At 43.1% G+C, this 25,696-nt stretch carries 21 protein-coding genes; 6 read left to right on the top strand and 15 right to left on the bottom strand.

Features of this window, described 5'->3' with window-relative positions; translation table 11 throughout:
• Positions 1-118 precede the first annotated feature (118 nt).
• From AC1RM2_RS03655 to AC1RM2_RS03630, 6 genes are all read left to right on the top strand, one after another.
• The gene (locus AC1RM2_RS03655; RefSeq protein ID WP_492983479.1) at positions 119-1,078 is read left to right on the top strand and encodes a FecR family protein; all 960 of its coding nucleotides are present in this window, start codon (positions 119-121) and stop codon (positions 1,076-1,078) included.
• A 208-nt stretch (positions 1,079-1,286) separates the two neighbouring features.
• On the top strand, positions 1,287-4,676 hold the full coding sequence (locus AC1RM2_RS03650; RefSeq protein WP_492983477.1) for a TonB-dependent receptor: 3,390 nt from the start codon (positions 1,287-1,289) through the stop codon (positions 4,674-4,676).
• A gap of 10 nt (positions 4,677-4,686) precedes the next feature.
• Positions 4,687-6,318, top strand: a complete 1,632-nt coding sequence (locus AC1RM2_RS03645) for a RagB/SusD family nutrient uptake outer membrane protein (protein ID WP_439698804.1) — start codon at positions 4,687-4,689, stop codon at positions 6,316-6,318.
• A 41-nt stretch (positions 6,319-6,359) separates the two neighbouring features.
• Entirely contained in the window at positions 6,360-7,496 is a 1,137-nt protein-coding gene (locus AC1RM2_RS03640) for a SusE domain-containing protein (protein WP_492983474.1), read from the top strand.
• 62 nt (positions 7,497-7,558) lie between these two features.
• The gene (locus AC1RM2_RS03635; RefSeq protein ID WP_492983472.1) at positions 7,559-8,719 is read left to right on the top strand and encodes a glycoside hydrolase family 76 protein; all 1,161 of its coding nucleotides are present in this window, start codon (positions 7,559-7,561) and stop codon (positions 8,717-8,719) included.
• Positions 8,720-8,733: 14 nt separating this feature from the next.
• Positions 8,734-9,807, top strand: coding sequence for a glycoside hydrolase family 76 protein (locus tag AC1RM2_RS03630; RefSeq protein ID WP_492983470.1), 1,074 nt, complete (start codon positions 8,734-8,736; stop codon positions 9,805-9,807).
• Positions 9,808-9,885: 78 nt separating this feature from the next.
• Here AC1RM2_RS03630 and AC1RM2_RS03625 read toward each other — a convergent pair whose 3' ends face one another.
• The 15 genes from AC1RM2_RS03625 to AC1RM2_RS03555 all read right to left on the bottom strand — a co-directional run bounded on the left by AC1RM2_RS03625 (position 9,886) and on the right by AC1RM2_RS03555 (position 25,567).
• Positions 9,886-10,137, bottom strand: a complete 252-nt coding sequence (locus AC1RM2_RS03625) for a hypothetical protein (protein WP_492983468.1) — start codon at positions 10,135-10,137, stop codon at positions 9,886-9,888.
• 15 nt (positions 10,138-10,152) lie between these two features.
• Positions 10,153-10,386 (bottom strand): hypothetical protein, encoded by a 234-nt coding sequence (locus AC1RM2_RS03620; protein ID WP_492983466.1) that lies wholly within the window; start codon positions 10,384-10,386, stop codon positions 10,153-10,155.
• Positions 10,387-10,534: 148 nt separating this feature from the next.
• The gene (locus AC1RM2_RS03615; RefSeq protein WP_492983464.1) at positions 10,535-11,692 is read right to left on the bottom strand and encodes an acyltransferase family protein; all 1,158 of its coding nucleotides are present in this window, start codon (positions 11,690-11,692) and stop codon (positions 10,535-10,537) included.
• Between the two features lie 389 nt (positions 11,693-12,081).
• Positions 12,082-12,741 carry an SGNH/GDSL hydrolase family protein gene (locus AC1RM2_RS03610; protein ID WP_492983462.1) on the bottom strand — a complete coding sequence of 220 codons (660 nt, stop codon included), beginning with the start codon at positions 12,739-12,741 and terminating at the stop codon, positions 12,082-12,084.
• Entirely contained in the window at positions 12,738-14,123 is a 1,386-nt protein-coding gene (locus AC1RM2_RS03605) for a hypothetical protein (protein ID WP_492983460.1), read from the bottom strand. Before AC1RM2_RS03605 ends, AC1RM2_RS03610 begins: the two co-directional genes overlap by 4 nt.
• Positions 14,124-14,127: 4 nt before the next feature.
• Positions 14,128-15,021 (bottom strand): hypothetical protein, encoded by an 894-nt coding sequence (locus AC1RM2_RS03600; RefSeq protein WP_492983458.1) that lies wholly within the window; start codon positions 15,019-15,021, stop codon positions 14,128-14,130.
• Positions 15,021-15,635: a DUF6712 family protein gene (locus AC1RM2_RS03595; protein ID WP_492983456.1), complete on the bottom strand. Its 615-nt coding sequence runs from the start codon at positions 15,633-15,635 to the stop codon at positions 15,021-15,023. Before AC1RM2_RS03595 ends, AC1RM2_RS03600 begins: the two co-directional genes overlap by 1 nt.
• Positions 15,636-16,011: 376 nt before the next feature.
• The gene (locus AC1RM2_RS03590) at positions 16,012-17,295 is read right to left on the bottom strand and encodes a hypothetical protein (protein WP_492983454.1); all 1,284 of its coding nucleotides are present in this window, start codon (positions 17,293-17,295) and stop codon (positions 16,012-16,014) included.
• A 171-nt stretch (positions 17,296-17,466) separates the two neighbouring features.
• Positions 17,467-18,054 carry a hypothetical protein gene (locus AC1RM2_RS03585; protein WP_492983452.1) on the bottom strand — a complete coding sequence of 196 codons (588 nt, stop codon included), beginning with the start codon at positions 18,052-18,054 and terminating at the stop codon, positions 17,467-17,469.
• Positions 18,055-18,209: 155 nt separating this feature from the next.
• Positions 18,210-19,418: a hypothetical protein gene (locus tag AC1RM2_RS03580; protein ID WP_492983450.1), complete on the bottom strand. Its 1,209-nt coding sequence runs from the start codon at positions 19,416-19,418 to the stop codon at positions 18,210-18,212.
• 189 nt (positions 19,419-19,607) lie between these two features.
• Entirely contained in the window at positions 19,608-20,807 is a 1,200-nt protein-coding gene (locus tag AC1RM2_RS03575; protein WP_492983448.1) for a head maturation protease, ClpP-related, read from the bottom strand.
• Between the two features lie 877 nt (positions 20,808-21,684).
• Positions 21,685-21,843 carry a hypothetical protein gene (locus AC1RM2_RS03570; protein WP_492983446.1) on the bottom strand — a complete coding sequence of 53 codons (159 nt, stop codon included), beginning with the start codon at positions 21,841-21,843 and terminating at the stop codon, positions 21,685-21,687.
• 182 nt (positions 21,844-22,025) lie between these two features.
• Positions 22,026-22,400, bottom strand: coding sequence for a DUF6934 family protein (locus AC1RM2_RS03565; RefSeq protein WP_492983444.1), 375 nt, complete (start codon positions 22,398-22,400; stop codon positions 22,026-22,028).
• Between the two features lie 59 nt (positions 22,401-22,459).
• Positions 22,460-22,708 carry a hypothetical protein gene (locus AC1RM2_RS03560; RefSeq protein WP_492983442.1) on the bottom strand — a complete coding sequence of 83 codons (249 nt, stop codon included), beginning with the start codon at positions 22,706-22,708 and terminating at the stop codon, positions 22,460-22,462.
• A 156-nt stretch (positions 22,709-22,864) separates the two neighbouring features.
• Positions 22,865-25,567 (bottom strand): hypothetical protein, encoded by a 2,703-nt coding sequence (locus tag AC1RM2_RS03555; RefSeq protein ID WP_492983440.1) that lies wholly within the window; start codon positions 25,565-25,567, stop codon positions 22,865-22,867.
• Positions 25,568-25,696 lie beyond the last annotated feature (129 nt).

Below are 25,696 nucleotides of genomic sequence, written 5' to 3'. Positions count from 1 at the left end.
TTATGGTTGTAAAACCATGCTGACATGGGATTAAAATTCAGGTTTTAAACAATGCTTAAAAAAAATAAAATTCTTTTGGGGGGTAGGGCATGTTCAATGCATCCTGCATATATAAACCATGAGAAAGTTTAATTTCAGGAAAAAACAAGTCTCTGCTAAAGATCAATCTTTGCAGGAAGAAATCGTAAATCAGTATTTTGACGAATTGGATTTGGGTACCTTGCCCGAAGCAAATCATCATGGTGTTGAATTTAACGGCGATAAGGTATACAACCGTATTGCAGCTCAAATTGATGGCGGTGGTAAAATAAAAACCTTAACCAAACAATGGTTGGTTGCTGCATCGCTGCTTGCCGGCTTGTGCTTGTCGGCATATTTGTACCGTAATGATATCCTTAACTATGTTTCGCCGATTGCCACCAAACAAATTACGGCGGCCAATGGCAAAATTGTAAATATAACACTTGCCGATGGCACTAAAATATGGCTTAACGGCGGCAGTAAACTTACCTATCCCGATAAATTCCGGGGCGACCGCCGCGAGATTACTTTAACAGGTGAAGCTTTTTTAGATGTAGCGCACGATGATCGTCAATCATTCATTATTCATACCGGCGCTGTGCGCACCCAGGTATTGGGCACAAGCTTTAATATAAAAGCCTATCCCGAAGATCATTTTGTAAAAGTGGATGTGTTGAGCGGTAAGGTGGGTGTAATAGCGGCGGCTAACAATGCCAAAAAATCGCAAACTGTTTTCTTGACCCCCGCGCAGGAAGTGATTTTTAATAAGGATAATAACCAGGCCGTTAAAACCGAAATGGTTGATGTTGATGTACTGGTAAGATGGAAAAGCGGCGACCTGGTATTTAAACGCATGCCGCTGCCAGAGGTAATAAGTACCATTGAGCATCGCTTCAATGTAAAAGTTGATGTAGATATCAACCTCGTGAGATGTTCAATAACAGCCGACCTGACCAATAAATCGCTGGAAACTGTAATGAAAGTTTTATCAAAAATTGTAAAAGGCAAGGCTATACAGGATAAGGGGCGCTACCGCCTTAAGGGCAAAGGCTGTTAACCAATAAAATAAACCAATTCATCCAAAATATAACCAATTATTAGCTAACCTAAATAGAAGAGCATGACAACATAAATACATACAAAAAACCCTGATCAAAGGGATTTGAACAGGGTTACTAAAATGCAGCGTATTAATAAGTGCAACGTTTCGAGGTCCAATTCAGAACAAAGCACTCAATTTCAAACACTTTAATTATCTCAAATCTATGAATATATCTCTATTTTCAAATGGAGTAGTTCGTTATGTATTAATATTAATGAAATTTACCTCGCTCGCCTGCTTTGTTGTTTGCTTCATGTGCCTTTCGGCGGTAGCAAATGATTCATTTGGCCAACGCTTTTTGGAGATTTCGGTTACGCTGAAGCTCAAAAACGCAAGGCTTTCTGATGCGCTCGATAAAATATCGGCCGATAAACATATTAAATTTGCTTACGCGGATAATGTGCTGAAGCCGGATTTCAGGGTAACGTTGAATGCCAAAAATGAAAGCATCAAAACCGTGCTGAATGAGGTGTTAACTCCATTTAACCTTAGCTATAAAATTATTGATGACGTAATTGTTATTGATGAAAAAGCCGAGGTAGAAAGCAGTACAGGCGGCATACAGCAGGCCCCGCCGGTCCCCATTAAAATTACAGGTAAAGTAACCGACGAAACAGGCCAGCCATTTCCTGGCGTGGGCATCAAAATAAAAGGAACCACAACAGGGACCATAACTGGCGTAGACGGTACTTTTGCCCTGCCTAACGTGGGCAGCGATGATATACTGGTATTTAGCTTTATTGGTTACGCACCAAAGGAAGTACCCGTAAACAATCAAACCACCTTTACCGTGCAGCTATCGCCCGAACGTACTTCATTAAACGAAGTAGTTGTGATTGGTTACGGTACACAAAAACGGGCCAATATTATAGGCGCTGTTGATCAAATCTCGTCAAAAGCCATTGAAGGCAAACCGTCTGTAAATTTAACGCAGGCTTTGCAAGGCACATCGCCAAATCTTATCATTCAGCAAACCAACTCCGAGCCGGGCGCTTATCAAAACATTAACATCCGTGGTGTAAGTACTTTAGGCGATAACAGCCCGTTGGTGGTTATAGATGGTATTACCGGCGGCGATATCAACCTGCTTAATCCGCAGGATATTGAAAGCGTTTCTGTTTTAAAAGACGCCGGTAGCGCTGCCATATACGGTTCGCGATCAGCAAATGGCGTAATATTGGTTACCACCAAAAAGGGCAAGAAAAACTCCAACACTCAGCTTACCTATAACGGGCAGGGCGGTGTACAGGAACCACATGTGGGTTATAAGCCTGTTCACAGTTACGAAAATGCTATCCTCAGGAACGAGGCTGTGGTAAATGCAGGCTTGCAACCAATTTACAGCCCGCAGGACATCCGCAATTTTCAGCAGGCAGGCGATCAGCAGTGGTTTTTGGATGCTATTTTAAAAAATGCGGTATTGCAAAGCCATAACCTGGCATTAACCGGTGGTAATTCATCATCATCATACCTGGTTTCGGCCGGAGTAACGGATCAGCGGAGCAACCTGGTTGGGCCGAACTATGGTTTGCGCCGCTACAATTACCGCATGAACCTGAGTACCGAATACGGTAAATTAAAGCTGACCAGCATCCTGGCTTATTCCCGCACCGAAATTAAGGAACATTCCTACAACACATCAACCCTTATTGTAGATGCGGGCAGAACGCCAACTTATTATAAAATTAAAGACGATCAGGGCCGGTATTTAACCAATGATGTGTTAACTGAATTTAACCCGCTTGGGATTTTAGAAGCAGGCGGTTACCGCAAACGCGACAACGACAACATCTTCGGTAATTTAAATGCAGAACTGGCCATTACCAAAGACTTTAAACTGAAAGGTGTTTTTGGCGGAACACTTCTATCAAACCACATGTTTGGCAGGGTGATTGAAGTTGATTATTTCCCGAAAGGAACATACGGCGCAGATAGGAATACCAACGACGAAAACAACAAGAACTTGTTTTTAAATACACAGGTAATTGCGCAGTATACCAAAACATTCAATAAATCGCATAACGTAGATGTATTGGTGGGCGTGGCCAACGAGTCGACAACTAACCAGGGGAACAGCCTTTACCTGAAATATACCGACCCTGAGTTGGGTACGCCCACAACAGGTACCATAATTGACCCTGCATCGTCAAACACCAATAATAACACCACGGAAACAAGCTTGAACTCAGCTTTTGGAAGAGCAAGTTATAATTATCAGAATAAGATATATGGTGAGTTTGATTTCAGGATAGACGCCTCATCAAAGTTTAATACAAAAAACCGCAACGCTTTCTTCCCATCGGGATCGGTAGGTTACCGCGTTACCGAAGAGAATTTTATGCAAAGCTACCGCGATAACTATGGCGATTTAAAGTTGCGCGCATCATACGGTATTTTGGGTAACCAGAACGTTGGCGATTACCAATATCAACGTACTTACGGCCCATTCCAGAATGCTTATGGCTTTAATAATGCCGGCGTTGGCGGCGCAGCCATATCATTTGCCAATCCGGATATTCGCTGGGAGCGTGCTGCCACATTTAATGCGGGTATAGATGCGGGCTTTTTAAAAAACACCCTAACCATATCTGCCGATTATTTTAATAAAGTAACAAAGGATATTTTGCTGCCACCAATAGTGCCAGGTGTGTTTGGCGCCGGACTGCCCGATTATAACGCCGGTAAGGTGCAAAACAGGGGATGGGAACTGACTGTTAACTACCGCTTATCAGGCAAAAACTTTAACCATTCGTTTTCATTTAACGTAGCCGATACTAAAAATAAAGTATTATCGCTTGAAGGTGGCGATCAGATTAAAACCTACGACGAATTGCAGGTTATTAACAAAGTTGGCCTGCCGATTGGCTCATACGTTGGTTTAAAACGCGATGGCTATTTTCAAAACCTTAACGATATTGTTAACGGGCCAAAACCTGCCGGTTTAACTGTTTCGCCGGGCGATAACCGTTATGTGGATGTTAACAAGGATGGCGTAATTGACGATAACGACAGGTTTGTATTAGGCAATGGTTTCCCACGCTTAACATTTGGCTTTACCTATAACGTAACTTACAAGGGCTTTGACTTCAACCTGTTTATGCAGGGCGTAGGCAAACGCAGCATGTTTGTTCGTGGCGAACAGGTTGAGCCCTTCCATTTCAACTATTCGCAGGTGATCTATCAGCACCAACTGGACTACTGGACACCTCAAAATCCTGATGCCCGTTATCCGCGCCTGGCAGCTGCCGGCAGCCAGTCAAACACCAATAATTTCAGGCGCGGGTCTGATATGTACATTTTTGATGGTTCGTACCTGCGAGTTAAAAACGTAACGCTGGGTTATTCGTTACCGCAAAGCATAGCTAAGGCCATAGGCACTCATAAAGTAAGGGCTTACGTTTCAGGTCAAAACATCCTCACCTTTTCGGGCATAAAATTCCTTGACCCTGAGTCGACGGAGTTTGATGGTAATGTACAGGCTCGGGGTGCTAATAGCGGCAGGGCCTATCCAACGCCGATATATTATGGGTTTGGTATTGATGTAACATTATAATTTATTATAGATGAAGAAATTAACGACATATAGAACCGTGTTTTTTATAGCCCTGTTAACTGTTATGGTTTCAGCCTGTAAAAAGCTCGATCTGGCACCGGTAAATAAATTTACCGATATCAACTTCTGGACAACTACCGAAAAAGCGAACAGCGTATTAAATACCGCGTATTCGCAAATGTTTCGCTCAGATTATTTCTTTTACAATGAAGGCGCATCCGACAATGCGTACAATGGCCGCGGCGACGCCAATGGAGTGGCGTCACTTGCAGCCGGAACTTATGATCCTTCGCTGGGGCGTATTAAAGAGGAATGGCAATATCATTACTCAGGTATCAAAACCTGTAATATTTTTTTAGAGAATGTGGACAGGGTAACCTCAATGGACGCCGCCCTTAAAGCCCGCATGAAGGCCGAGGCTAAATTTATTCGTGCTTATCATTATTTTCAGCTGGCTACCTGGTTTGGCGATGTACCGTTGTTTGATAAGGATATTTCGATAGCCGATGCCAAAACCATTGCCCGTACGCCAAAAGCGCAGGTGATTGATTTTGTATTGAAGGAACTGGACGATGCAGCCGCTGCATTACCGGTAAACACAGCTTATGCCGCTGCAGACAGGGGGCGTATTACCAAAGGCGCTGCCATTGCGCTTAAAGCAAGGGTTTATCTTTATGACAGCCGCTGGCAGGATATAGCAACAACCTGCGAAAAGTTGATAAATGATAACAGCAATGGCACCTATAGCCTGTTCCCATCGTACGAAGGCGTGTTTTTACCGCAAAACGAGTATAACAGCGAAGTAATCCTCGACCTTGAATTTGTACCGCTTATTAAAACATACAGCCAGTTTTTTGATTTTGCCCCACTTGCAGTTGGTGCCCGCCTTAATGCCCTTGCCCCAACACAGGAACTGGTTGATAGCTACCTGATGGCCAATGGTAAAAAGATTACCGACGCAGGATCTGGCTACGACGAGAACAATCCGTACGTAAACCGCGATCCGAGGATGACTAATACGGTAGTTTATAACTTATACAAATGGAAAAAACCGGATGGCAGTACCCAAACCATTTATACCAAACCCGGATCTGATCCTGGTACGGATAAACTGGATGAATATGCACCCGGTAAAGTGAGTTCGCCAACAGGTTATTACATCCGCAAATATTACGACCCTACATCTGCCGTAAATTTCCAGTCGGGTTTAAACCTTATCCTCATTCGTTATGCTGATGTTTTACTTATGTATGCTGAAGCTAAAAATGAATTGGGCCAGTTGGACGGCGGCGTATGGGACAAAACCATCAAAGCTTTAAGGAGCCGTGCCGGTTTTACCGACCCCGCCGCGCTTACTTTCAGTGGCGCTCCCCAGGCCGATCTGCGTACCATTGTTCGGAACGAACGCCGTACCGAGTTGGCTATGGAAGGCTTACGCATTTTTGATATCCGCCGGTGGAAAACTGCCGAAGTGGTATTAAACGGCTGGTCGCATGGTGCCAAATTCGGGCCGGCTTCTGTAGATAACGGATACATCAGGGCCGATTTGCGCAGTTTTGATAAAAGCAAAGCCTATTTATGGCCGGTTCCGAGAGACGAACGTGCTGTCGATCCAAATCTTACACAAAACCCAGGTTGGTAGTTCAATAATTATTTGTAAAAATATTATAATCAATTAAGATCATGAAAAAAATTACTTTCTGCCTGATGGCAGGCATATTGGCATTAATAATTGTATCCGGCTGTAAAAAGGATAAAACCCTTAACCATACGCAGGTATCGGCAGTAAAAAACTTTTTTGCGCCTGTTGATAACAAATTCATAAAACTTGAGCCAGCTTCCGGTTCGGCATCGTTTGAATGGGAGCAGGCACAGGCCGAAGATAATGGCCTGGTGATGTATGAAGTAGCCTTTGATAAAACAACCGGCGATTTTTCCAAGCCGATTTTTACCATGCCATCTGATGGTAATGGCTTATACAACAAGCTAACCATCTCTTTTAAAGACCTGAACAAAATTGCCGATCTGGCAGGTATCCAACCGCAGGAAACCGGTAAATTAAAATGGACGGTAATGTCGTCAAAAGGGATCAACGTACAAAAAAGTAGTTTATCGCGCACTATTGAAGTGCAGCGCGCGCCTGGATTTAGCGAAATTCCTGCCGATTTGTATATTACAGGAACAGCAACCGAAGGTGGTGATGACTTAAGCAAGGCCATACATTTAAAACAAATATCAACCGGCGTTTTTGAAGCATATACTTCATTAAAAGCAGGAACACTTCATTTTGCCGAACGCAACACAGGTACACCAGCAACTTATTCAATTGATGGCGTTAAATTGTTAAAGGATGGCAATACTACCATTGCAGGCGCTACCAAAGTTGAGCGGATAGTGGTTGATTTTACTACAGCATCGGCATCGATGACAGAAGTTGTATCGGTAGGTTTATGGTTCGCTGCCGATAACAAAATCTGGTTTAACCTTCCATACGTTGGTGGCAGCAGCTGGGAAATTGATAATGCATCCATCGTTTTCCACCAGGAATCATGGGGCAGGGATGAGCGTTACAAGTTTATGTTTACGCTTAAAGATGCTGCAGGAACAACATCAACGCAGTACTATGGCAGTACCAATTCAGATAACAGCCCGGCTACCGCAACCACTGCCGCATCCTATTATTATATGGTGCCGGTTAACAATTCACAATATGATTACTGCTTTAAATTTGATCACCGTGCCGATAATGGTAAAGCGGATATTAAAATTATCTGGAGCGCGGATGTACCTGCATATACCCATGTTGTTACCGTTAAGTAATAAATAAACCATCAATTCTGTACCGGCATCATTTTACCGGTACAGAATTTAAAACACAATTTATGAAGATCATAACCCAACATATTCAAAAATGGGCACTTACCGGCTTGATACCGCTTGTGCTTACATCGTGCTTAAAGGATAAGCCCTTTCCGCTTTATCCTAACAATAAAACAGCAACGGTTGATTACAAATACGCCGCCACTGCCGACTCGTTGCAGGAAAAAACTTACAGTACCTATCTGTCGGCAAATGGAAATTATTTTGTGCAAAATAACGCCGGTAATACCAATTATAACTACTGGCCCCAGGCACATACGTTGGACATTTTTACCGATGCCTTTTTACGTACCAAAAACGACGTTTATAAACAACGAATGAAATCGTTGTTAAATGGCACCCGCGTTACCAACGGTAATAAATATCAAAACGAATATTATGACGATATGGAATGGCTGGCCCTGGCAAGCCTGCGCGCCTACGCTGCAACCAATGATAATGATTACCTTGATGCCGCAAATACACTTTGGACTGATATTAAAACCGGCCAAAATAATAACCAGGGCGGTGGCATAGCCTGGCGCAAATCGCAGCTGGATTATAAAAATACCCCCGCCAACGCGCCCGCTGTTATATTTGCCTGTCGCTTGTATGCTTTAAAAAAGAACGATGCGGACCTTACAATAGCAAAAAGTCTTTACATCTGGCTGAACGCTACCCTGGTTGACCCTTCAAGCGGGATTATTTGGGATGGCATTAATGGAAACCACGACGGGCAAATCAGCAAGAATAAATTCACCTATAATCAGGGTGTTTATATGGGGGCCGCGCTTGAACTTTACCATGTGACTAATAATGCCGATTACCTTGCCGACGCCGTACGCAATGCCAAAGCTTCCATTAACGACACGGATATTTCGCCGGGTGGTTTACTGAAATCAGAGGGACAGGGCGACGGAGGGTTGTTTAAAGGTATTTTGGTGAGGTATCTTACTTTGCTGATTGAAGAGCCGGCTGTAAGCTCGACCGACCGGGATGCCTTTGTTAAGTTTCTGAAATTTAATGCCCAAACTTTATACACCAAAGGCATTAGCCGGCCGGCGCTTTTTGTAAGTCCTGACTGGAAAAGCCTGCCATCGGGCACCACAGATTTAACCACACAATTAAGTGGCGTAATGATGATAGAAGCTGCCGCAGCTTTAAAAGCAGATGGTAAGTTTTAATTTTGAAAATATCTATGAAAAACATAATATTAACCATCAGCTTTTGCCTGGCAATAGTTTTGAATGCTACCGCCCAAACTACAGCCAGTTATAAGGAACGTATCGCCATCATTAATAAAAACGTCTATGATGGGTTTTACGATGCCAAGGCAAATCTGTACTTCGAAACCAATGATAGTGCGGCCAATAAAGGTAATCACTCCTTTTTGTGGCCCCTGTGCGCAATGGTGCAGGCCGCCAATGAAATGGAGGCTGGCAACCCTTCAAAAAATCACATAGCTCCCGTTATGAAAGCTATTGATCAGTACTATTCTGCCAGGCAGCCGGTGCCGGCTTACCAGGCTATGGTAGTTAAAGAAAAAGTTGATTCACGTTTTTATGATGATAACGAATGGATTGCCATCGCCTTGATGGATGCCTATGCGCGCAATCATAAAAAGGATTACCTGGAAACTTCTCAAATGATTTATCGCTTCCTGTTATCGGGCCATGATAGGGTTGGTGGCGGCGGCTTTTATTGGGTAGAGGGCGATAAAAAAGGGAAAAACACCTGTTCTAATGGTCCGGCTATATTGGTGGCGTTGCAATTATACCAGGCTACCCATCAAAAAGCCTATTTGGATACCGCAATCGTAACTTACAATTGGGCAAAAAAACATTTGTTATCATCTAATGGCGTTTATTACGACGCAGTGAGGGTACCATCGATGAAAGTGGATTCGGCTTATTATACTTATAACGCGGGGACAATGCTTCAATCGGGTGTGATGCTATATAATATTACCAAAAACAAAAGGTATCTCAATGATGCACAAAATGTAGCCAAAGCTGCCGAACAACATTTTTACCGGAACGGCCGCTTACCGGGCAACTACTGGTTTAACGCCGTACTGCTTAGGGGATACATTGAATTGTATAAAGTGGACAAAAACAAAGCTCAATTGCAGTTCATGATAAACGATGCCAACCGTATCTGGGCCCAGGAAAAAGATGATCAAAACCTTTTGGGCCCTAAAAAGGTAAAATCATTGATAGACCAGGCCGCTATGCTCGAGATTTATTCCCGGCTGGATAATCTGAAATTATAGTTACAGCCAACTATGTTCAGCACATGTTCATTTTTTTAATAAAAATGGACATGTGTTTATTTTGTGTCCACTTCATGGTCACGATTTTTTATTATCTTTTAGTTCCCGCACTTCCTGTTGAAGGATAACCACTTCCCCCTCGAGAACTTTGAGGCGGATTTCGTTAACCCTGTTTTGAGTTTCCTGGGTTGAGCGGACATCGCGTATATCCCCCTTTAATTGAAAGTAAGTTGTCATCACCGAAACAACTATACTTATCGTGCTGATAATAGTAACGGTGATGTTTTTGAGGGTAATCCCCCTGATTTCACGTTGATCGAGTGTTGTCATAACTGGTTGAATTAATTATTTTTCCGAAGCTGTAATATCGGGTTCGGATTGTTTTACTGCAAGCTGGGCAATTGCCCCCATGGTTGTGCCCACGGCAGCTATTATGCCTGTAACGGCAGCCGGAATGATGCCAACTCCGGTGAGTGAAACCGAAATAGCCACAAGGCCCGCACCTAAAATTTGAACTTTTTTAAAAAATGAGGGCGTATCACTGGTGATACGTTCCCAGAACGAATATTTCTTTTCCATGATGAGGTGGGGTAAATAGCCTTCGGTTGAATACGGTTATGGGGTGAATAATATTGATAGAGCCTAATTTAAGCCTCTTAGAAAGAGCGGGGAATTGTTTTACGGGAGATTTAGAAGGTTTTGTTTTATGCCTGTAAAAACGTACGGATCAAATGGTTTTAGGCCGATTCTTACTGTTCAAAAAAGGGCGCTCGAATGCTAAATAAAACAAATATGATATTCCTATTATTGTTGGCAGGCCGACTATAATGAGCGCATAATAGGCACACAGTTGCGTTAAGTTAAAAGGGCGGATAACGTATTGCCAAATTACCTGTATTAAAGGAGCGTGTATCAAGTAAATACTGTAAGCAAAACTTCCTGTAAAAACCAAAGGTTTATATGATAGCACCTTTTGTAAAAATATCCCCTTCTGGCGGCACACCCCAATTAGGAAACAGAACGATACGCATCCGAACAAAACGTCATCCAGCAAAAAAGAGTGGTGCATGGGTTTAAAGTATGGGGAATTTAATAAAACACGGCTAGTAACAAGTAATAAAAAACTCAGTAGCAACCAGGGTACGATAGAACGGATAATAAATGTTTGAGCACTAAATGATATGTGGGCAGCTAACATACCTAACGCAAACAGGATAATATAAGGATTTATACCATCCAATTCGTCATTGATTTTGATAGACAGGCAGTTGTTGAAAAAGTTAAGCAGTATAAAAATGATAATGGATATTAAAATGGAGGTTAAAAGAGTATACATCGGCCCCAACTTTCGCCAAACAAACAGCAAGAAGGGGAATAATAGGTAAATTCTGAATTCTACCGAAATAGACCACATTGCATGATTTATTTTGGCCGCAGTATTGGAAAACAAATCTTGAATAAGCAGTAAATGGGTTACTATATCGCTCATAGATACGGGTATGCTAACGTCCCAATGTGAGCCTGTTTTTTTCCCAATTAAAGTGGCAATGAGTAACAGTGAAAACAACAAAGCAAAAAAATAAGGTAATATAATGCGCCTAAATCTTCTGCTATAAAAAGTAATAATACCATTACTCAAGGCAAACTTATCTGCTTTAATTATGGGGATAGTAAGGCAAAATCCCGAAAGAACAATAAAAAAATTAACTGCATAATGGCCATAAAAAAAGATACTTGTACTGTGACTTTGGATGCTGTTAAAGCCTGAATAGTCAAACTTAAACTGTAGAAAAATATGGTGCATTACAACATATAAAGCTGCGATAGCACGTAAGCCGTCAAGATAAGGTAAGTAGCTTGATTTTTTAAATGCTTTGTGTTCCATGTTGCCGTGACAAACTTAGAATTTATAATTATTCTTAGAGCGTTATTGCTGTAATATCGAACGGGTAAAAAGGATAATCAATCAGGTCAAGGCATCGGTCAATAAATATCCAACGGGCATACCTTCCAGGTAAATATTGTCAGCCTGTACGGATTAATCTGCAAAATCTGGAAAATATTCTAATTCGACACCACTTAATATTGATAAATCAAAATGAAATCAAAAAATACTATCAAAAGATTAAATCCGCTTGCAACGTGTTTTAGGAGATTTTATGGCAGTCATTTTAAACAAATGTGCTTCAGATCGCCTTTTTATTTGCCAATTTAAGCCCATAACGCAGGCGTTTTAAACTGCTAAATAGGGCCTTAAAAGACGATTAAATTGTATTACAAAGCAAGCTTATGTGTTGCTTTGGCTAAGTGGCCAGCATCGTTAGGGTGCAAGCCATCAGGCCTCAATAACGATGCGCCGCCATTGTTTTTCATATAGGCATAACTATCGTCGAAAACAACGCCGGTTTCTAAGCAAGCCTGATTTGCCGCCAATACATGCGCTTCATGCCGTGTTAAATCAGCGGCTACAGTTACACCATAAAAACCAACATACCCATCTCTGCCAGGCTGCTCATAGTATGATGGACTTTCAACGATGATATCCCTTAACGGCCACTCTCTTGAAATAGCGATTGCAATTACTTCTTTTAGCTGTTGTTTGTAATTGACTGCTGTGAAGTTTACGAGATTTAATCCTACATCATTAGTTCCGTATGATATAAATAATTTACCATATCCGATCATATAAGTAGGTATTAACACGCTGGCCGCATCCCTGAAGTTTGGTGCACCGGTGGGGTTCAAAGGAGTTGAGTTTTGTAAAGGAACGCCACTTACTCCATGATTTTCCTCAATATCGCCCTTTGCCGCACAATATAAAGCGGACCAACGATGTGAGTCATCAGATGCGCCAACGCCCATCGTAATGCTATCACCAAAAAAGATATGAGTTTTTCGCCCCTTTAAATTTAATATATGATTTAATATACTCATCGTGAAATTGCTGCAAATAGGGTTGACATAGCTGTATCTAATATTGCTGCTTGCGTTGTTGTTAAGCCCTTGCCAACAGATATAAATCCTAATTCTTGTGGTGAATAAGAATCCGCAGTACCCCCATCCATACTTGCAAAAGCGGATAATTCAACACTGTTTCCCGATGAAGTTGGACTTAGGGCTGTACTTGCCACATTAACGCCGTCTATTAGCACATAAGCATTGGGGGTAGTATTACTGGCTATAAAACGTCCGTTGGTGTTTGTTGTATTATGACTTAATGCCGCGCCGATACTAAAATAACTCGGATAGCCTGATGATAACGGATTTACACTGATAAGTATTTCAGTTCCTGTTGTACCTCTAACACCTACAGCATCATGACCGGCCCCACCGCCGCCAGCCTCATTAAGTCTTAAATAGGCACAAACATGGATGGAACCACTATTGCCGTTTGAAATTGCAGACCCGCCATCGTCCGGACTTATACCTAATCCCATACGACCTGTTGCACCATCACCCTTTGATCCTGTGGCCGAATGAGTAATTGTACCGTGTATAACACCATTAGAAACCCCTTTAAAACCCAAAACATTTGTTGCGGCGGTCCCCCCCTCAAACATCCACGCTTCGGTAATTAAGTTATAAATACCGTTTTGTTTCATGGTATCCCAAAATTCCTGATATGCAGCCCTGCGAGGACTTGAAATGCTATAGCCCGCTGTTGACAAACGCGCCACCCATGCCGCCACCTCGATATTTGCGTTAGGCAATATGACCTCCCCGTTTTGAGTTATGGAGGCATTATAGGAAACGCCGTCATAAAAAAATACTAAAAGATTAACAGTACCAACACCGTTATCATAAGCAGATGATGAAGCTAATACTTTAAATGCTGATATGTCTGGGATATTCGTGCCATCCGAAATTATCCTCTGCACCGCCCCACACCCCGCAACCGCACCAACAGTATTTGGTGTTATAACCAATGCTCCGCTCATGGTATGATCGCCAACCACGGTAAGCATATTATTAAAAGGAATACTATTAGTATCTGCAATACTAACGGGTAATGAGCCGCTGCCGCCAGATGGTGTTACCCAAGTGGTGTCTTGATCTGTGTTGCTGGCTTTGGTTAGTACCTGCCCTGTTGTTCCACCGTCGGGTACGTCGCCGCCTGTGGCTGGTAATTGCGCTAATGGAACCTTACCTGTGCCGTCTAATCCTGCATAGCCATTGGCTGTACCTTTGTTGGCGGCGTTTTCGGGGGTAAAGCCTAAAGGCTCCTGTTTAGTGTTCGCCTTTGAGGCAATATCGTTAATTTCGGCGGCGGTTAAGGTATCACCGGTGTTTTTGGTTGCAACTGTATTGTTTGCCATATCTTTAGCTTAATATTAGGGGTAATGTGTAAGTAAATCCTTCGCCTTCAGCAGGCAGTTTATAGCGCAGTTCGCCGGTATCGGTTTTGTAAAGTGTATAGGCCGATAGCCCGGCGGTTACTGCGGCTGCCTCGTTGGCGCAAACCGGGGCCATGGCAATAAAGGCCCGCATATCAAAGCTGCCTGTTAGCGCATCTATCTGTTCCTGTAATTCCTCGTCTGCCGCGCTTCTCAACTCAGCCTCATTAGCTATGGCTTCGGCATCTGTGTTATCCAGCGAAAATCCGGCCGGCCAAACACCGGCTGTCTTTGGGCCGAAAAAGGTGTAGGTTGCTGTGTTAACATAATAATCGCCATTGGTGCCGGTATACAAATTGGAGGGGTTGGTAGTGCCGCTTAAAATGGTTTTGCCATTGGCTCCGGCCGGGCCGGTTGCGCCTTGCGGACCAGCAACCCCGGCAGGGCCTGTTTGCATGGAAAATACCTGCGCCCAGGAGCCTGCCGCTTTTTTATAGAAAATGCCGGTCAGCGTGTTTATATAGGTATCGCCATTTTTGCCAGTGGCGGTTGCCGGGATGCTGGTGCTGTACAAAACAGTACCGTCGGCCGCATTTCCAGAGGGGAGGGTGTAAACCACTGCCCAGGTGCCGGCTATTTTTTGCGCCAGGGTACCCGCGGCAGTGTTAATAAAAACGTCGCCATTTTTGCCCGATATGTTGGCAGGCAGGGTATTGCCGAAGGAGATGGCCGCGCCTACGGTTACCCCGGCGCCGATAAACTCCAGCAGGGTGTTGAATGCAAACTGGTAATCAATACCGTTTTTTACCAGGATGGAGCTGTCGGACGCGGCGATGGCGGATGCTACCGGCAGGTCGGTTATTTTTTTGTCGGTTGCCATCAGTTTAAAAATTCGGTAATGGTTAAATTGTAATTGTTGTAGCTACCCGGATAGTTAAAGTCGGTTTTATCCACACCCCTTATCCGCGGACCGGCCTGCCTGCTGCTTTTGTTTTTGGCGTTGTATCGCCATAGCGGGAAATCGGCCTTGTTATCCCACAAAAACTTTTCAATGTCGTTGGCGTAGGCGTTAGCAATGCTGCGTTGCTGCTGTACCAGTTTTACCACTTCGGGCGATGAAAGGGCATCGCCGTTTTCATGCCTTTTAATTACAGGGCCGATTGCTGTATAATGCACCGCATCGTTTTCAATAAAACGGGCAAAGGTGAAGTATACCATGGTAGGGGCAAGGCCTTCGTACAATACAATATGGCCATAATCGTCAAGGTACTCGGTGCCGTTCAACAGGTCTTTGTAGGGTTGCGGGGCATCATCCTGCAGGGTGCCATCTTCGTTAAAATGGTTTAAAAAATCATAGTACAGGGCATGCCCTAAAAAAGGCTTTAAATCCAGTTCCTGCGCTTTTTTAATGAATACCTTCAGGCGTTCGGGTTTTATATTTACAGTAATATCCTCGTATTGCTGAAACGTGGTTTGGTTGATGAGATAGATCATAGGATAGCCCCCTCTAAATCTCCCCCTGAAGGGGGAGACTTTTGATTATGTTAATAGATAAGTTTATTGTAAGCCCCCTCTGAATCTCCCCCTGAAGGGGAGACTTTGGGCCGATGGATTAATGTTTGTTTTTAACTCCTCCCTTCACGGGTGTCCGGGAGAAATAAAAAAAGCGGCGGGGGTGCGATTCCTTCCTTGGGGAAGGAGGAGGTAGGGGTTAAATCAGGCGTTCAAGCCACTTTGCAACTCTCCGCTCGTGTAAACCCCTCCCTGCCTTTGCGCTCATTTCCGACCGCACCCCTCCCGTGGGGAGGGACTAAAAATTCTTCCGAACACATATGGTCCTTCCTCGGGGAGGATTAGGAGGGGCTGACTGCTATTTACACATCGCCTCCGCTTCGGCTTGTTTAAAGCCATAGGCATAAACCAGGGCAGCAATTTTATTTTGCAACGGGATGGCAGATGAAAGCAGGTTATTAATTGCATTACCCGCTTTGATCCCCGGGCTATCATCAGCGGCTATAGCAGGCACAGGTGTAATGGCCCAATTACCGGCCGGATTGATGTTGGTATAAAAGTGACTGAATACTTCGGCCAGCGTTTCCGCCAGGTCCAGCCTGTCGGGCGCGGTATTGTCGTTAAATTCGATGATGGCCTGTTTCTTTTCGCCGCCGTTGCTTAAGCCGGATGATTTTTCGGGATTAACCAGTTCTTTCGGTACCGAAAAGCCTTTGATGATGCGGGCTTCAACAGATCGTTCGGTTGTTTCAAAAAGCTTATCGTTATTCTGGATAGGGTAGGCCTTAAACTCGGGCTTTGAATTTTCATCCTCATATTCAATAACAATAATTTTTTGCGCGCTTTTTGTTCCCTGGAAAGCACCTAAATCCTGTTCCAACTGCGATGGGGTATTTATTCCTGCAAATTCATCTGCATCAGGCCTGCTGTTATCGGCCTCTTCGCGGCGCGATTTCATGAACAGCATGGTTGATGGCAAAAAGCCCGTGGTAACCTCGCGGTTGTTAAAAATCTTGATGCCGGCTTCGGTTTCAAAATCCTCCCAAACAGAATCTGCTTCTATCAGGGGATAATCATCAATTTCGGGGTTAAAATAAAGCAACTGTCCTTTGTATTTGTCCCACCCGCCGGCGTCGTCAACCTGTTGCTGCACAACCGCGGGGTTGGGGTCATATTTATCTAAAAATATGACCTTGCTGCGCATAATGTTTTTCCAGGTTTTGCGGCCCCAATCGTTATAAATGGCAAACTTATTGGCAGTTTCGGGGCAATCGGTATCGCCCATGCGGATGTCCTCGAACTTAATGTAATTAACCGAAGCTATTTTAAAATTGGCATTGTAATTTACATGGATGCCGAAGCCGGTAAAAAGCGCTTTATCTGTTGCCAGCGCTTTCAAAAGCTTAGCCAGGGTTAAGCCTTTGGCATTGATGACCTGTTTGCCTAAACCAGCTGCTTCAAACCCATTACCGCCTATAAATTTGGTCCTTTTGTTCCAGCAATCCTTAGCCGTTGGCGATCCGGCAACCAGTTCAAGCATCCGTTGGGGATAGGCGTTATCCAGGTCGTAATTTAGTATCCCGTAGGTTTGGTTGGGCCTTACCAATATTCTTCGCTCAATTTGCGGTAAGTAGGTTTTCATTTTAATTATTGAATGAGTGAGTTATTGAATTATTGATTGATAAGGGGGGTAATTAGTGAGTTATTGAATGAGTGAATTAGTGATTGATAAGGGAGGGTGAATGGAGTGCTCGGATTTATAATCGGTCATAATTCAATGAATCACTAATTCACTAACTCGCCAATTCACTAATTAAGCCGCCAACAGCGCCTCGATAGCCGCAATAGTGCTGGTGTAAGTGGCCGAACCTGTTTCGGGTGCGATAGAGATGGCACGGGGAGGGTAGGGCTCTTTTAATTTATCGGGGTTAGTTAATTTTAGTTTGTAGCCACCATCCAGGGTTTCGTCGGCTGCGTTACGTTCGGCATCTGTAAGGATCAATCCGTTCACGGCGCCAAAAAGCTCGATTGCCGAGTCGCTCGATTTGTAGTTGTTAACCGCTATGGCGCGTAACCGGCCGTAGCCCATCGCCATCAGCTGGCCTTTAATATCAACAGATAAACCGGCAATGTTAAAATCTATCTCTTCGGTATAACGCGGTCCCACCTGCGTTTTGGTGAGCTTGCTCATGGTGTTAAAGCTATTGTTGGTACCCTCAAATTTGTAAATTTTGGCGCTGCCTACCGCTGCAAGGCCGGTAATGATTAATGGATTGGTGACATCATAAGTAAGGGTGATATCATCCTGGTTAAAAATGTAAATAACATCCTCTATTCCCGATGTTACAGGCTCGTCTGTACCCAGTTTAAAGCCCGCGTTTATTTTATTGTAAATTGACATTGATTAATTATTGAATTATTGAATTATTGAATGACTGAGTTAGTGATTTTAGTATCAAGTAGTAAGTATCAAGATTTTTGACTTTCGGACAAAAGACTTTCGGATTCAAACTTCCTGCAGCTGTCTTGCTACTTGATACTTACTACTTGATGCTCTTATGCGCTTAAGTAAAACAGTTCGTTGGCAAACTTGAAGTTTACGGCTGCTTTCATGCGGGCTTTCATGCGTACTACGTTATCGTTGGTGTAGGGCTTCATGTAAACTGTTGAAAGTTCGGAAGCATCGCCTAACAGATCGACACCTAAAAATAGGTTTGATGAGCGGGCGCCAAGGATGGTGTTGGCCTGCCAGTGGTTCATGATTTGCAACGGAATACCCAGGTAATCCATCTTTTTCATATCCGTAAAGGCATTGATAACGTTTAGCGCCTTATTGGCCTGTGCCTGTGCGTAAGCATAACCTACGTGTAACGGGATCTGCAGGTTAAAATCTTCCTGGATGCGATCGGCAGGGTCAAGCTGGGCGTAAACGCTGCCCAATACCTGCAAAACATTGCTTACGTTAATGTAGCTGATGGTTGCCGCAGATGATGTATTCAGGAATGTTGCCGGTTTGCGGCTGTTAACCTCATTGTAGTTGCGCACCAGCCTAAACGTGGTTGGCGTTAATACCTGGATAAAGTACGATTGGCCGGTTAAATCGATGCCTGCGCCGCCGTTGGTAGTATCCTTGCTGGTACCGGTAACCTGGGTAACGGTTACTACATCGCCATCGGCTAAGGTTGATGTATCGGCTACGCTAACCACGCCGGATGCATTAATCGCGGTTGCACTCATAGATGTTGTTGGTTTGCCCAGGGCTACTTTGTACACGCCCGATGCTGCGGCAATGGTTGGCAGTAAGCCGGCGAACGGGGCACTAAAGGTGGCTTCTTTGGTTGAACTTTTGCCTAACCAGTACAGGCGCTCGTTTGCTACCTGTATTTTGGTTAAATAGCGCTGCACCATAAAGTCGGAAAGGTCTACAATGCCTTCGTAGTCCATAAAGGCTCCGGGTTTAAGGGATTGTGCTTCCCAGCTTTGGGCCAGTTTGTCCCATTGTTCCTGCTTCATAAATTCGTAAACTACAGGGTCAAGGTAGCTTTCGGTTTGCATGGTGGTGGTACCCTGGTCGTGGAATATGCCAGATGGATCTTGCAGTACCACGTCGTCGTCCACATCAAGGATTATTTTGCGGGCTTTAACGTCGTTAATAACGGTGAGCAGTCCACGCTTTACTGAGTCGGCTTCCAGCAGCGTGCTTGCCATGAACCCGGCCAGCGCTTCGCCGGCATAGGTGTTGTTGGTGAATGTAAATTGAGCCATAAAAAGGTTTGCCCCCCAGCCCCCTAAAGGGGGAGCTTTTTGATTAATGTGATTGAATTATAGGGATTAGCCCCCCGGCCCCCTAAAGGGGGGAGTTTTTGATTGGAATAGTTTTGACTTTTGGGGATAGCTTTATTAAATAAAAAGGACTAAAATGAATTTGCGAACTATCGTTCCCCCTTCAGGGGGTTAGGGGGCTGCGATTGCCCTTTTCACCGCATTTTTAGCCAGTTCGCTTTGCGGGGCGAAGAAAGGTGTTGTTTCGGTTTTTGCTTTGTTGCTGCGTTTGGAGCCTTCGGGACTGTAGGTTGATTTTATTTCGTTTTTAACTTCGGTGCGGGTTTTTTGTAGGCGGTTACTTGCTTCTTCAAGTGCTGTGCGGGCTTCGGTTAACAGCGCGTTTTGAGCGTGCAGCCGTGCTTTCAGTTGCTGCAGGCGGTTTTGAATTTCGGTAGCTTTTTTTGCCGGGTTTAATTTGCTTGTTGGTACATCATCGTCCTCATCTTCGGCCTCGGGGTCGGCTTCCGGGGCAGCGGCTACTTTTTGCACCTGGCCTTCTTTTATGTCAATCTTTTTACCATCGGCGGTGGTGTAGATGTCGGTTGCTGCCGGGGTGCTCATGTCTTCGTCGTTGTACACTTCGGCGCCTTCGGCCAGTTCGCCGGCGTGGTGCAGGGTGCCTTTGTCGGTAATGGTTTGCTTGTTAACCACTTTTTTGAAGAAGTTCATAATCTTATCCAAAACCGACGTGGTTTTCTCGATAAGTTCTTTGTTTTCGATGTTCATGTTGTTTTTATTGTTTAAGATTTTGTTAATGCATCGCTGGTAAACCGCGGGGGCGGTGCTGGTGTATTTTTTAATGAGGGCACTGTTGGTAATATCCAGGCTGTAATCCTCCACCTGGTCAATAAAGCCCATGTCAAGCGCCTGGTCGGCAGTCATCCAGGTGACGGAGTTTATTAAACTATTTACTGTTACTCCGTCCAACCCGGACTTGTCCATGTAGATTTGCGCCAGGCGCGATTGTACTACATTCAACATCTGCACATCTTTTAAAAGCTCATCGGCGTTACCGCCGCTGCCAACCATTGGTTTGTGAATCATGAGCAACGCGTATTTGCTCATCACTATGCTTTTACCGCCCATGGCCACTATAGAGGCTGCCGAAGCAGCCAGGGCATCAATATAGGTGGTTACATTGCCAGGATATTTTTTAAGGAGATCATATATGGCAATGGCATCAAACGCGCTGCCGCCTACCGAGCTGATGTGCACTTCCAGGTCCTGCCCGGCGGCCTCCTGCAGCTGCGTTTGTATGTATGCCGATGATAAACTGCCCGACCCGATGCAATCGGTTTCGGTATCGTATAAGTAGATTTTGTAGGTCATCTTTTTTAGATTTGAGATGTTAGATATGAGATTTGAGATTTTTGTCCGGAAGTCCGGGAAGTCGGAAAGTCCGGAAGTTTTATTTGGCTCAGATTAGCCTGAATTCGATTATTATTACTGATGTTATTAATGCCGATTGGCATAATTCAAAGGTCGTTATTAGTTCTTGTTTTGGTGGTGACAGTAGTTTGTCAGTAGGTGAATTTTTTTGTCTGAACCGGGATTTTTCGGATTTGTCAGATTTTTTGGATTTTGATTAGCAGGGTTTTGAATTCTGTTAATCCTTGAATTCTGTAAATTCTGATTCTGACGATTGAACTATACAAATATCGGAACAATAGTTTAATGCGATGGTGACAGTAGTTTGTCAGTAGGTGAATTTTTTTCTGAACCGGGATTTTTCGGATTAATCAGATTTTTTGGATTTTGATTAGCAGGGCTGTCTTGTCCTTTAAAAATCGTGTAAATCCTTTAATCTGCTTAATCGTGGTTCAGACAACCGAACTATACAAATATCGGAACAATAGTTTAGTTTGATGGTGACACTACTTTGTCAGTGGTTGACTTTTTGTGAACCGGGATTTTCGGATTTATCAGATTTTTTTGGATTTTGATTTGCAGGGTTTGGATATTCCGCTAATTATTGGATTCTGTAAACGGCGTAGCCCTCTTGAACACCTCTTAAAAACAAACAAAAGGTGAAAAATTCTGATTCAGACAACTGAACAATACAAATATCGGAACAATGTTTTAATGCGATGATGACACTACCTTGTCAGTGGGCCGATTTTTTTGAACCGGGATGGCTTTGTCGAAATTCAAATTAAGTAAAGTATTGCTTATAAGCATACTTTACTTAACGTATTATCTTTAGTAATTAAAGAGCACTAAATTTAACTTGCTTTAAATATTTTTTGGCGCTTTTTACTTTTTCAGGAAATAGCGTTTTATCCTTTAATTTATCTGCAACTAAAGATAATAAGACAGATTCCGGTACCTCGACCAGTTTTTCTTGTTTTTCTGCTTTAGTTTTCATAATACAAATTTATACATTAATTATTCTTAATTACAAATACTGAGTCGTATTTCTCCTCCGGAACATATGGCTCAATGAGGTTTTTGGCTTTTGAACCTCCAAAAAAACTGTATAATACTTTTAAATCGTCATAGTTTTTATTTACATAATTTCTGTAAACGTTTATTCTCCTGTTTTGATTTTTACAAATGGAGGCGTCCCCCACATTTTTTTCTGCAGGTTAATTTGCAGTTTTCTACAAATTCTGGAGTGCTATCGCTACCCTCAACCATTATAATTCCGTCACTAAATGCCTGGAAAAATTTGGGGATGGTATTCAACACTGTATGAAAAACTTTATAGGTATCTCCGTTATCAGAATTGGATGAATCATTAACAGTATCATTCACAATATCATAATCGCCAAATCCAAGGTTGAAAACCCTTTTATTGTGCATTGTACCTACTTCATCGAAAGCCACAACCTTAATAATAGTTTTGTATCCTTCACTGATAAAAAAATGTTTGATGCCGTTTTTTGATATTGTTTCTTCCGTATTATAACCTGTAGTAGCCATGAAATAAATTGTAAGGTAAATATAGCTACCAGAAGCGTTAGTTTGCGGTTTGATATCAATTAATTAGAAGTACCGGCGTCATCTGTAAAACAATTCAAGGCCCGCCAGATGGTACGCTCATCCCTGCCAAATTTCACCTCGGCTTCCAGCACCGCCTGGTTTTTGGTGATATTGCGGATCTGCATCTGGGCGTGGATCCAAAGGTAAATTTCGCGGTAAGTGAAAATTTTAGTGGTGATAAACCCCGCCTTGTACATGGCCGAAAATACGCCATCGTCAAATAATGTGTTTGCTGTTTTAATATTCATTTTTTAAAGTCAAAAGTCAAAAGTCAAAAGTCAAAAGTCAAAAGTCAAAAGTCAAAAGTCAAAAGTCAAAAGTCAAAAGATATGTTCGTTATGCTTTTTGGCATGGATATTCTTCAGCATACTCCTGTTTTTGACTTTTTAATTTTGACTTTTGAATTAAAGATTCACCCTATCCACCGTTTGCGCCAGTATATTTTGTTGGTTGTTAACGTCCTTCACATCTACATAAATCGGGGGGAAGTTGTTTATCATTTGGTAGGCTACGGTGTTGGCCAGTTCTTTTACATCATTTACCGGTTGGTTATAGTAGCGGTTGGCATTGCCGCCATCGGTAAATATGCCGCCGATGGCGTAGCCTTTGCCCGGGTTTGGGGCCGAAAAATCACGGCCGCCGTGGGCTACGTTAATGGCGCTTACCAGATTACGGGCCCAGGGGTTGCGCATGGCTTCGGATACCACTACCGCCTCGCCCGAGCGCAGGTAGGCGTTGGTATTGTCAGTACGGCTGTAGCCGGGTAACAAAGCCCCACGGCCATCAGAAATAAACTGCCCACCTCTTGCAAATTTTGGCGGCTTTTGCGATGCTATGGTGGCTATTTGCATGGCCGTCATAGCTACATCTGCCGCTATAAACGGAATGGCAGCTGGCAGGGCCATGGTCGACAAGGTTTTTGTAACGGCGATGGCCCCGTTAATAACCGCCTGGGCTATTTGCATTTTTTGCTCGGCTTTAAAGGCTCTTACTTTTTCGTCGTTTTCCTTTTTCTTGTATTTGGCCTCGATGGCTGCTTTCTGGCTTTTGGTGAGGTTGGTGTTGCTTAGCTCTTTGGCCTTATCACTTTCTAAAGCCTGTACTTTGGCTTCGCTGGATGATTTAATGCTGTTGCTGATGAGGGAGAAAGCGGCGCTGGCAACTTGCTGGGCTATCTGTATCTCTTGGTCCTTGCGTTGCTTTCGGCTTTGTTTATCCAAATCGGCAATGGCTTTATTTCGTTTGGTTTCAATTTGTAATATTTTTACGCTGTTACCATTAGCCGCATCAACTTCATATTGGGCCTGGTCCCATATTAGTTTCTTTTGTGCTGCCAGTTTTGCTGAAGGATTATTGGCGTTATCAACTTTTGATTGATCCTCATCAATATTATCCTGGTCTTTTTTTAGCTTTTCTTTTTGAGTGGTTTCTTTATCAATTTTCGCTAATTCCGCTTGTGTTTGGTTTTCAATTTCAATACGTTTGGCTGCGTTTGTTGCCAGTAGCTTTTCCTTTGCGCTTATTTTTTGGGCCAAAAGGCCTGCATCTTTGGTGTCGCCGGTAGCTATTGCCAATGCCATCTGAATCTGGAGGTTTTGCTGCTGTGCAATTATTTCATCGTCGCTTTTTTTAATTTGTTGTAAGCTTTCTTGCTGTTGCTGTATCAGGATTTTCTTTTGTTTTTCAGCGCCCTCCTGCATTCCTTTGTTTTGCAGGTCAATCAACTCGTTTTGGGCCTGCTCTGCTTTAGCTGCATCTTCACGGTTATACTTATCTATAAGTTTGCTTAAGTTACCATTGTGCTCGGCTGTAAGTTGTTTACTTACTTTATTAAACTCTTCCTGGCTGATCTTCTTTTTGGCTAAAAGGGTTTTCAGTCCTCCCAGTTCCTGTTCGTATCTCTTGTTTTCTGCCTGAGCTTCGGCACCATAACCCTCAAAAATAGTTTGAAGCTGCCGGGCAAGGGAATCCTTACGGAGTTTTTCGGCCTTGGATAGATAGTCTGTGTGGTCTTTTTTTTCTGGCGGGGTAACATCACGAACTGTGCCATTAAGTATATCAAGCTTTATTTGTAGTTTTTCAATTTCTTTAAAAGTTTTTGAACCAATAACCCCTGCGTCGGTTGCTTTTTTTAGCTTTTCAATCTCGGCTTTGGTTTTGTTTATTGGGCTATTTTTCTCTATTTCAGCAGCTTTTTCCATATAGTCAGCCGCAATTTTTAACAATGATTTTTCCTTTTCTTCAAACGGTTTCGCCGCATTTTTTCTGTTTTGTGCGGCGTTGTGTTGATACATTTTTTTTTCGGCCTCTCCGGTGGCATTTGCAAGACCGCTGGTTAAATAGTCTACACTTTCTTCATCCGATTTTGCCAGTTCTTTCTGCGCTAAAATTTGATTTTCTGCAGCTTCTTTTATTGTTGACATTGCCGCAGCTTTAAAAAGCATAGTTTTTACATAGTTGCTGGCATTATCTTTTAACATTGTTTCAACCTGGTCCAAAGATTTTACCTGGCCAATGGCTTGCCCAATCGTTTTATTGTACTCCTTAACCACCTCCGATTTATCAGTCATACCTTTTTTCGCAAGATCTACTTTTATCTTAAGTTGATTTAGATTTTCTATCGCGTTAGAATAATCTGTAGATGACAAGCCCTTATTTAGGCTATTCAAACTAAGCTTAGCTTGGTCAATAGCGTCTTTTCCTTTCAGTAAAGCCGAAACCCACTTAATTATTTCGGGACCAAAAGCTGTTATTACGGCCAGTCCTCCAGTTAAGGCAATTTGCCAGCCTTTTAAGGTTTCGGTAACCAGTGTTATAACGTTGCCCCATGTAGCAAAGGAACTCGAAAGATCAGCCAGCTTATTTGTAGCTTTATCTCCAGAGTTGATAAATTCCTGGTTTTTGGCATTGAGCTTATCCATCGAGCCGGTAAATTTCGTGAGGTCATTATTTAAGGAATTTAAATTGTTGGAGATTGTATTTAAAGGTTTTGAAAGATTTGTGATCGAGCTACGCAGATTATCAAACGCCTGTATGTATTGATCAAGTTGTTTCTGACCATCACTGTTAATATTAACATCAATGGATATCTTGTTATCATCGGCCATTATTTTGGTAGTTATTTTATTTGTAAATAAATATGAAGTGTGATTTAATAATTGTGAAAATGTTAGATTGAGAGCACAAAGGGTTAAACAATTCTTTAAACTAAGCAGATTATGTTCTTGATTCCGTTT

This window comes from Mucilaginibacter sp. GW822-FHT03E02, from assembly GCF_058801545.1.
The sequence above is the reverse complement of the archived record's forward strand: the minus strand, read 5'-3'. Positions and strand labels throughout refer to the sequence as shown.

Excerpts from the sequence above, each read along its gene's own strand:
- AC1RM2_RS03610 (WP_492983462.1), bottom strand. The coding sequence starts at position 12,741 with ATGAGTATATTAAATCATATATTAAATTTAAAGGGGCGAAAAACTCAT.
- AC1RM2_RS03655 (WP_492983479.1), top strand. The coding sequence starts at position 119 with ATGAGAAAGTTTAATTTCAGGAAAAAACAAGTCTCTGCTAAAGATCAA.
- AC1RM2_RS03570 (WP_492983446.1), bottom strand. The coding sequence starts at position 21,843 with ATGAAAACTAAAGCAGAAAAACAAGAAAAACTGGTCGAGGTACCGGAA.
- AC1RM2_RS03635 (WP_492983472.1), top strand. The coding sequence starts at position 7,559 with ATGAAGATCATAACCCAACATATTCAAAAATGGGCACTTACCGGCTTG.
- AC1RM2_RS03645 (WP_439698804.1), top strand. The coding sequence starts at position 4,687 with ATGAAGAAATTAACGACATATAGAACCGTGTTTTTTATAGCCCTGTTA.
- AC1RM2_RS03585 (WP_492983452.1), bottom strand. The coding sequence starts at position 18,054 with ATGTCAATTTACAATAAAATAAACGCGGGCTTTAAACTGGGTACAGAC.
- AC1RM2_RS03580 (WP_492983450.1), bottom strand. The coding sequence starts at position 19,418 with ATGGCTCAATTTACATTCACCAACAACACCTATGCCGGCGAAGCGCTG.
- AC1RM2_RS03605 (WP_492983460.1), bottom strand. The coding sequence starts at position 14,123 with ATGGCAAACAATACAGTTGCAACCAAAAACACCGGTGATACCTTAACC.
- AC1RM2_RS03650 (WP_492983477.1), top strand. The coding sequence starts at position 1,287 with ATGAATATATCTCTATTTTCAAATGGAGTAGTTCGTTATGTATTAATA.
- AC1RM2_RS03625 (WP_492983468.1), bottom strand. The coding sequence starts at position 10,137 with ATGACAACACTCGATCAACGTGAAATCAGGGGGATTACCCTCAAAAAC.
- AC1RM2_RS03560 (WP_492983442.1), bottom strand. The coding sequence starts at position 22,708 with ATGAATATTAAAACAGCAAACACATTATTTGACGATGGCGTATTTTCG.
- AC1RM2_RS03575 (WP_492983448.1), bottom strand. The coding sequence starts at position 20,807 with ATGACCTACAAAATCTACTTATACGATACCGAAACCGATTGCATCGGG.
- AC1RM2_RS03630 (WP_492983470.1), top strand. The coding sequence starts at position 8,734 with ATGAAAAACATAATATTAACCATCAGCTTTTGCCTGGCAATAGTTTTG.
- AC1RM2_RS03595 (WP_492983456.1), bottom strand. The coding sequence starts at position 15,635 with ATGATCTATCTCATCAACCAAACCACGTTTCAGCAATACGAGGATATT.
- AC1RM2_RS03555 (WP_492983440.1), bottom strand. The coding sequence starts at position 25,567 with ATGGCCGATGATAACAAGATATCCATTGATGTTAATATTAACAGTGAT.
- AC1RM2_RS03600 (WP_492983458.1), bottom strand. The coding sequence starts at position 15,021 with ATGGCAACCGACAAAAAAATAACCGACCTGCCGGTAGCATCCGCCATC.
- AC1RM2_RS03620 (WP_492983466.1), bottom strand. The coding sequence starts at position 10,386 with ATGGAAAAGAAATATTCGTTCTGGGAACGTATCACCAGTGATACGCCC.
- AC1RM2_RS03640 (WP_492983474.1), top strand. The coding sequence starts at position 6,360 with ATGAAAAAAATTACTTTCTGCCTGATGGCAGGCATATTGGCATTAATA.
- AC1RM2_RS03615 (WP_492983464.1), bottom strand. The coding sequence starts at position 11,692 with ATGGAACACAAAGCATTTAAAAAATCAAGCTACTTACCTTATCTTGAC.
- AC1RM2_RS03590 (WP_492983454.1), bottom strand. The coding sequence starts at position 17,295 with ATGAAAACCTACTTACCGCAAATTGAGCGAAGAATATTGGTAAGGCCC.
- AC1RM2_RS03565 (WP_492983444.1), bottom strand. The coding sequence starts at position 22,400 with ATGGCTACTACAGGTTATAATACGGAAGAAACAATATCAAAAAACGGC.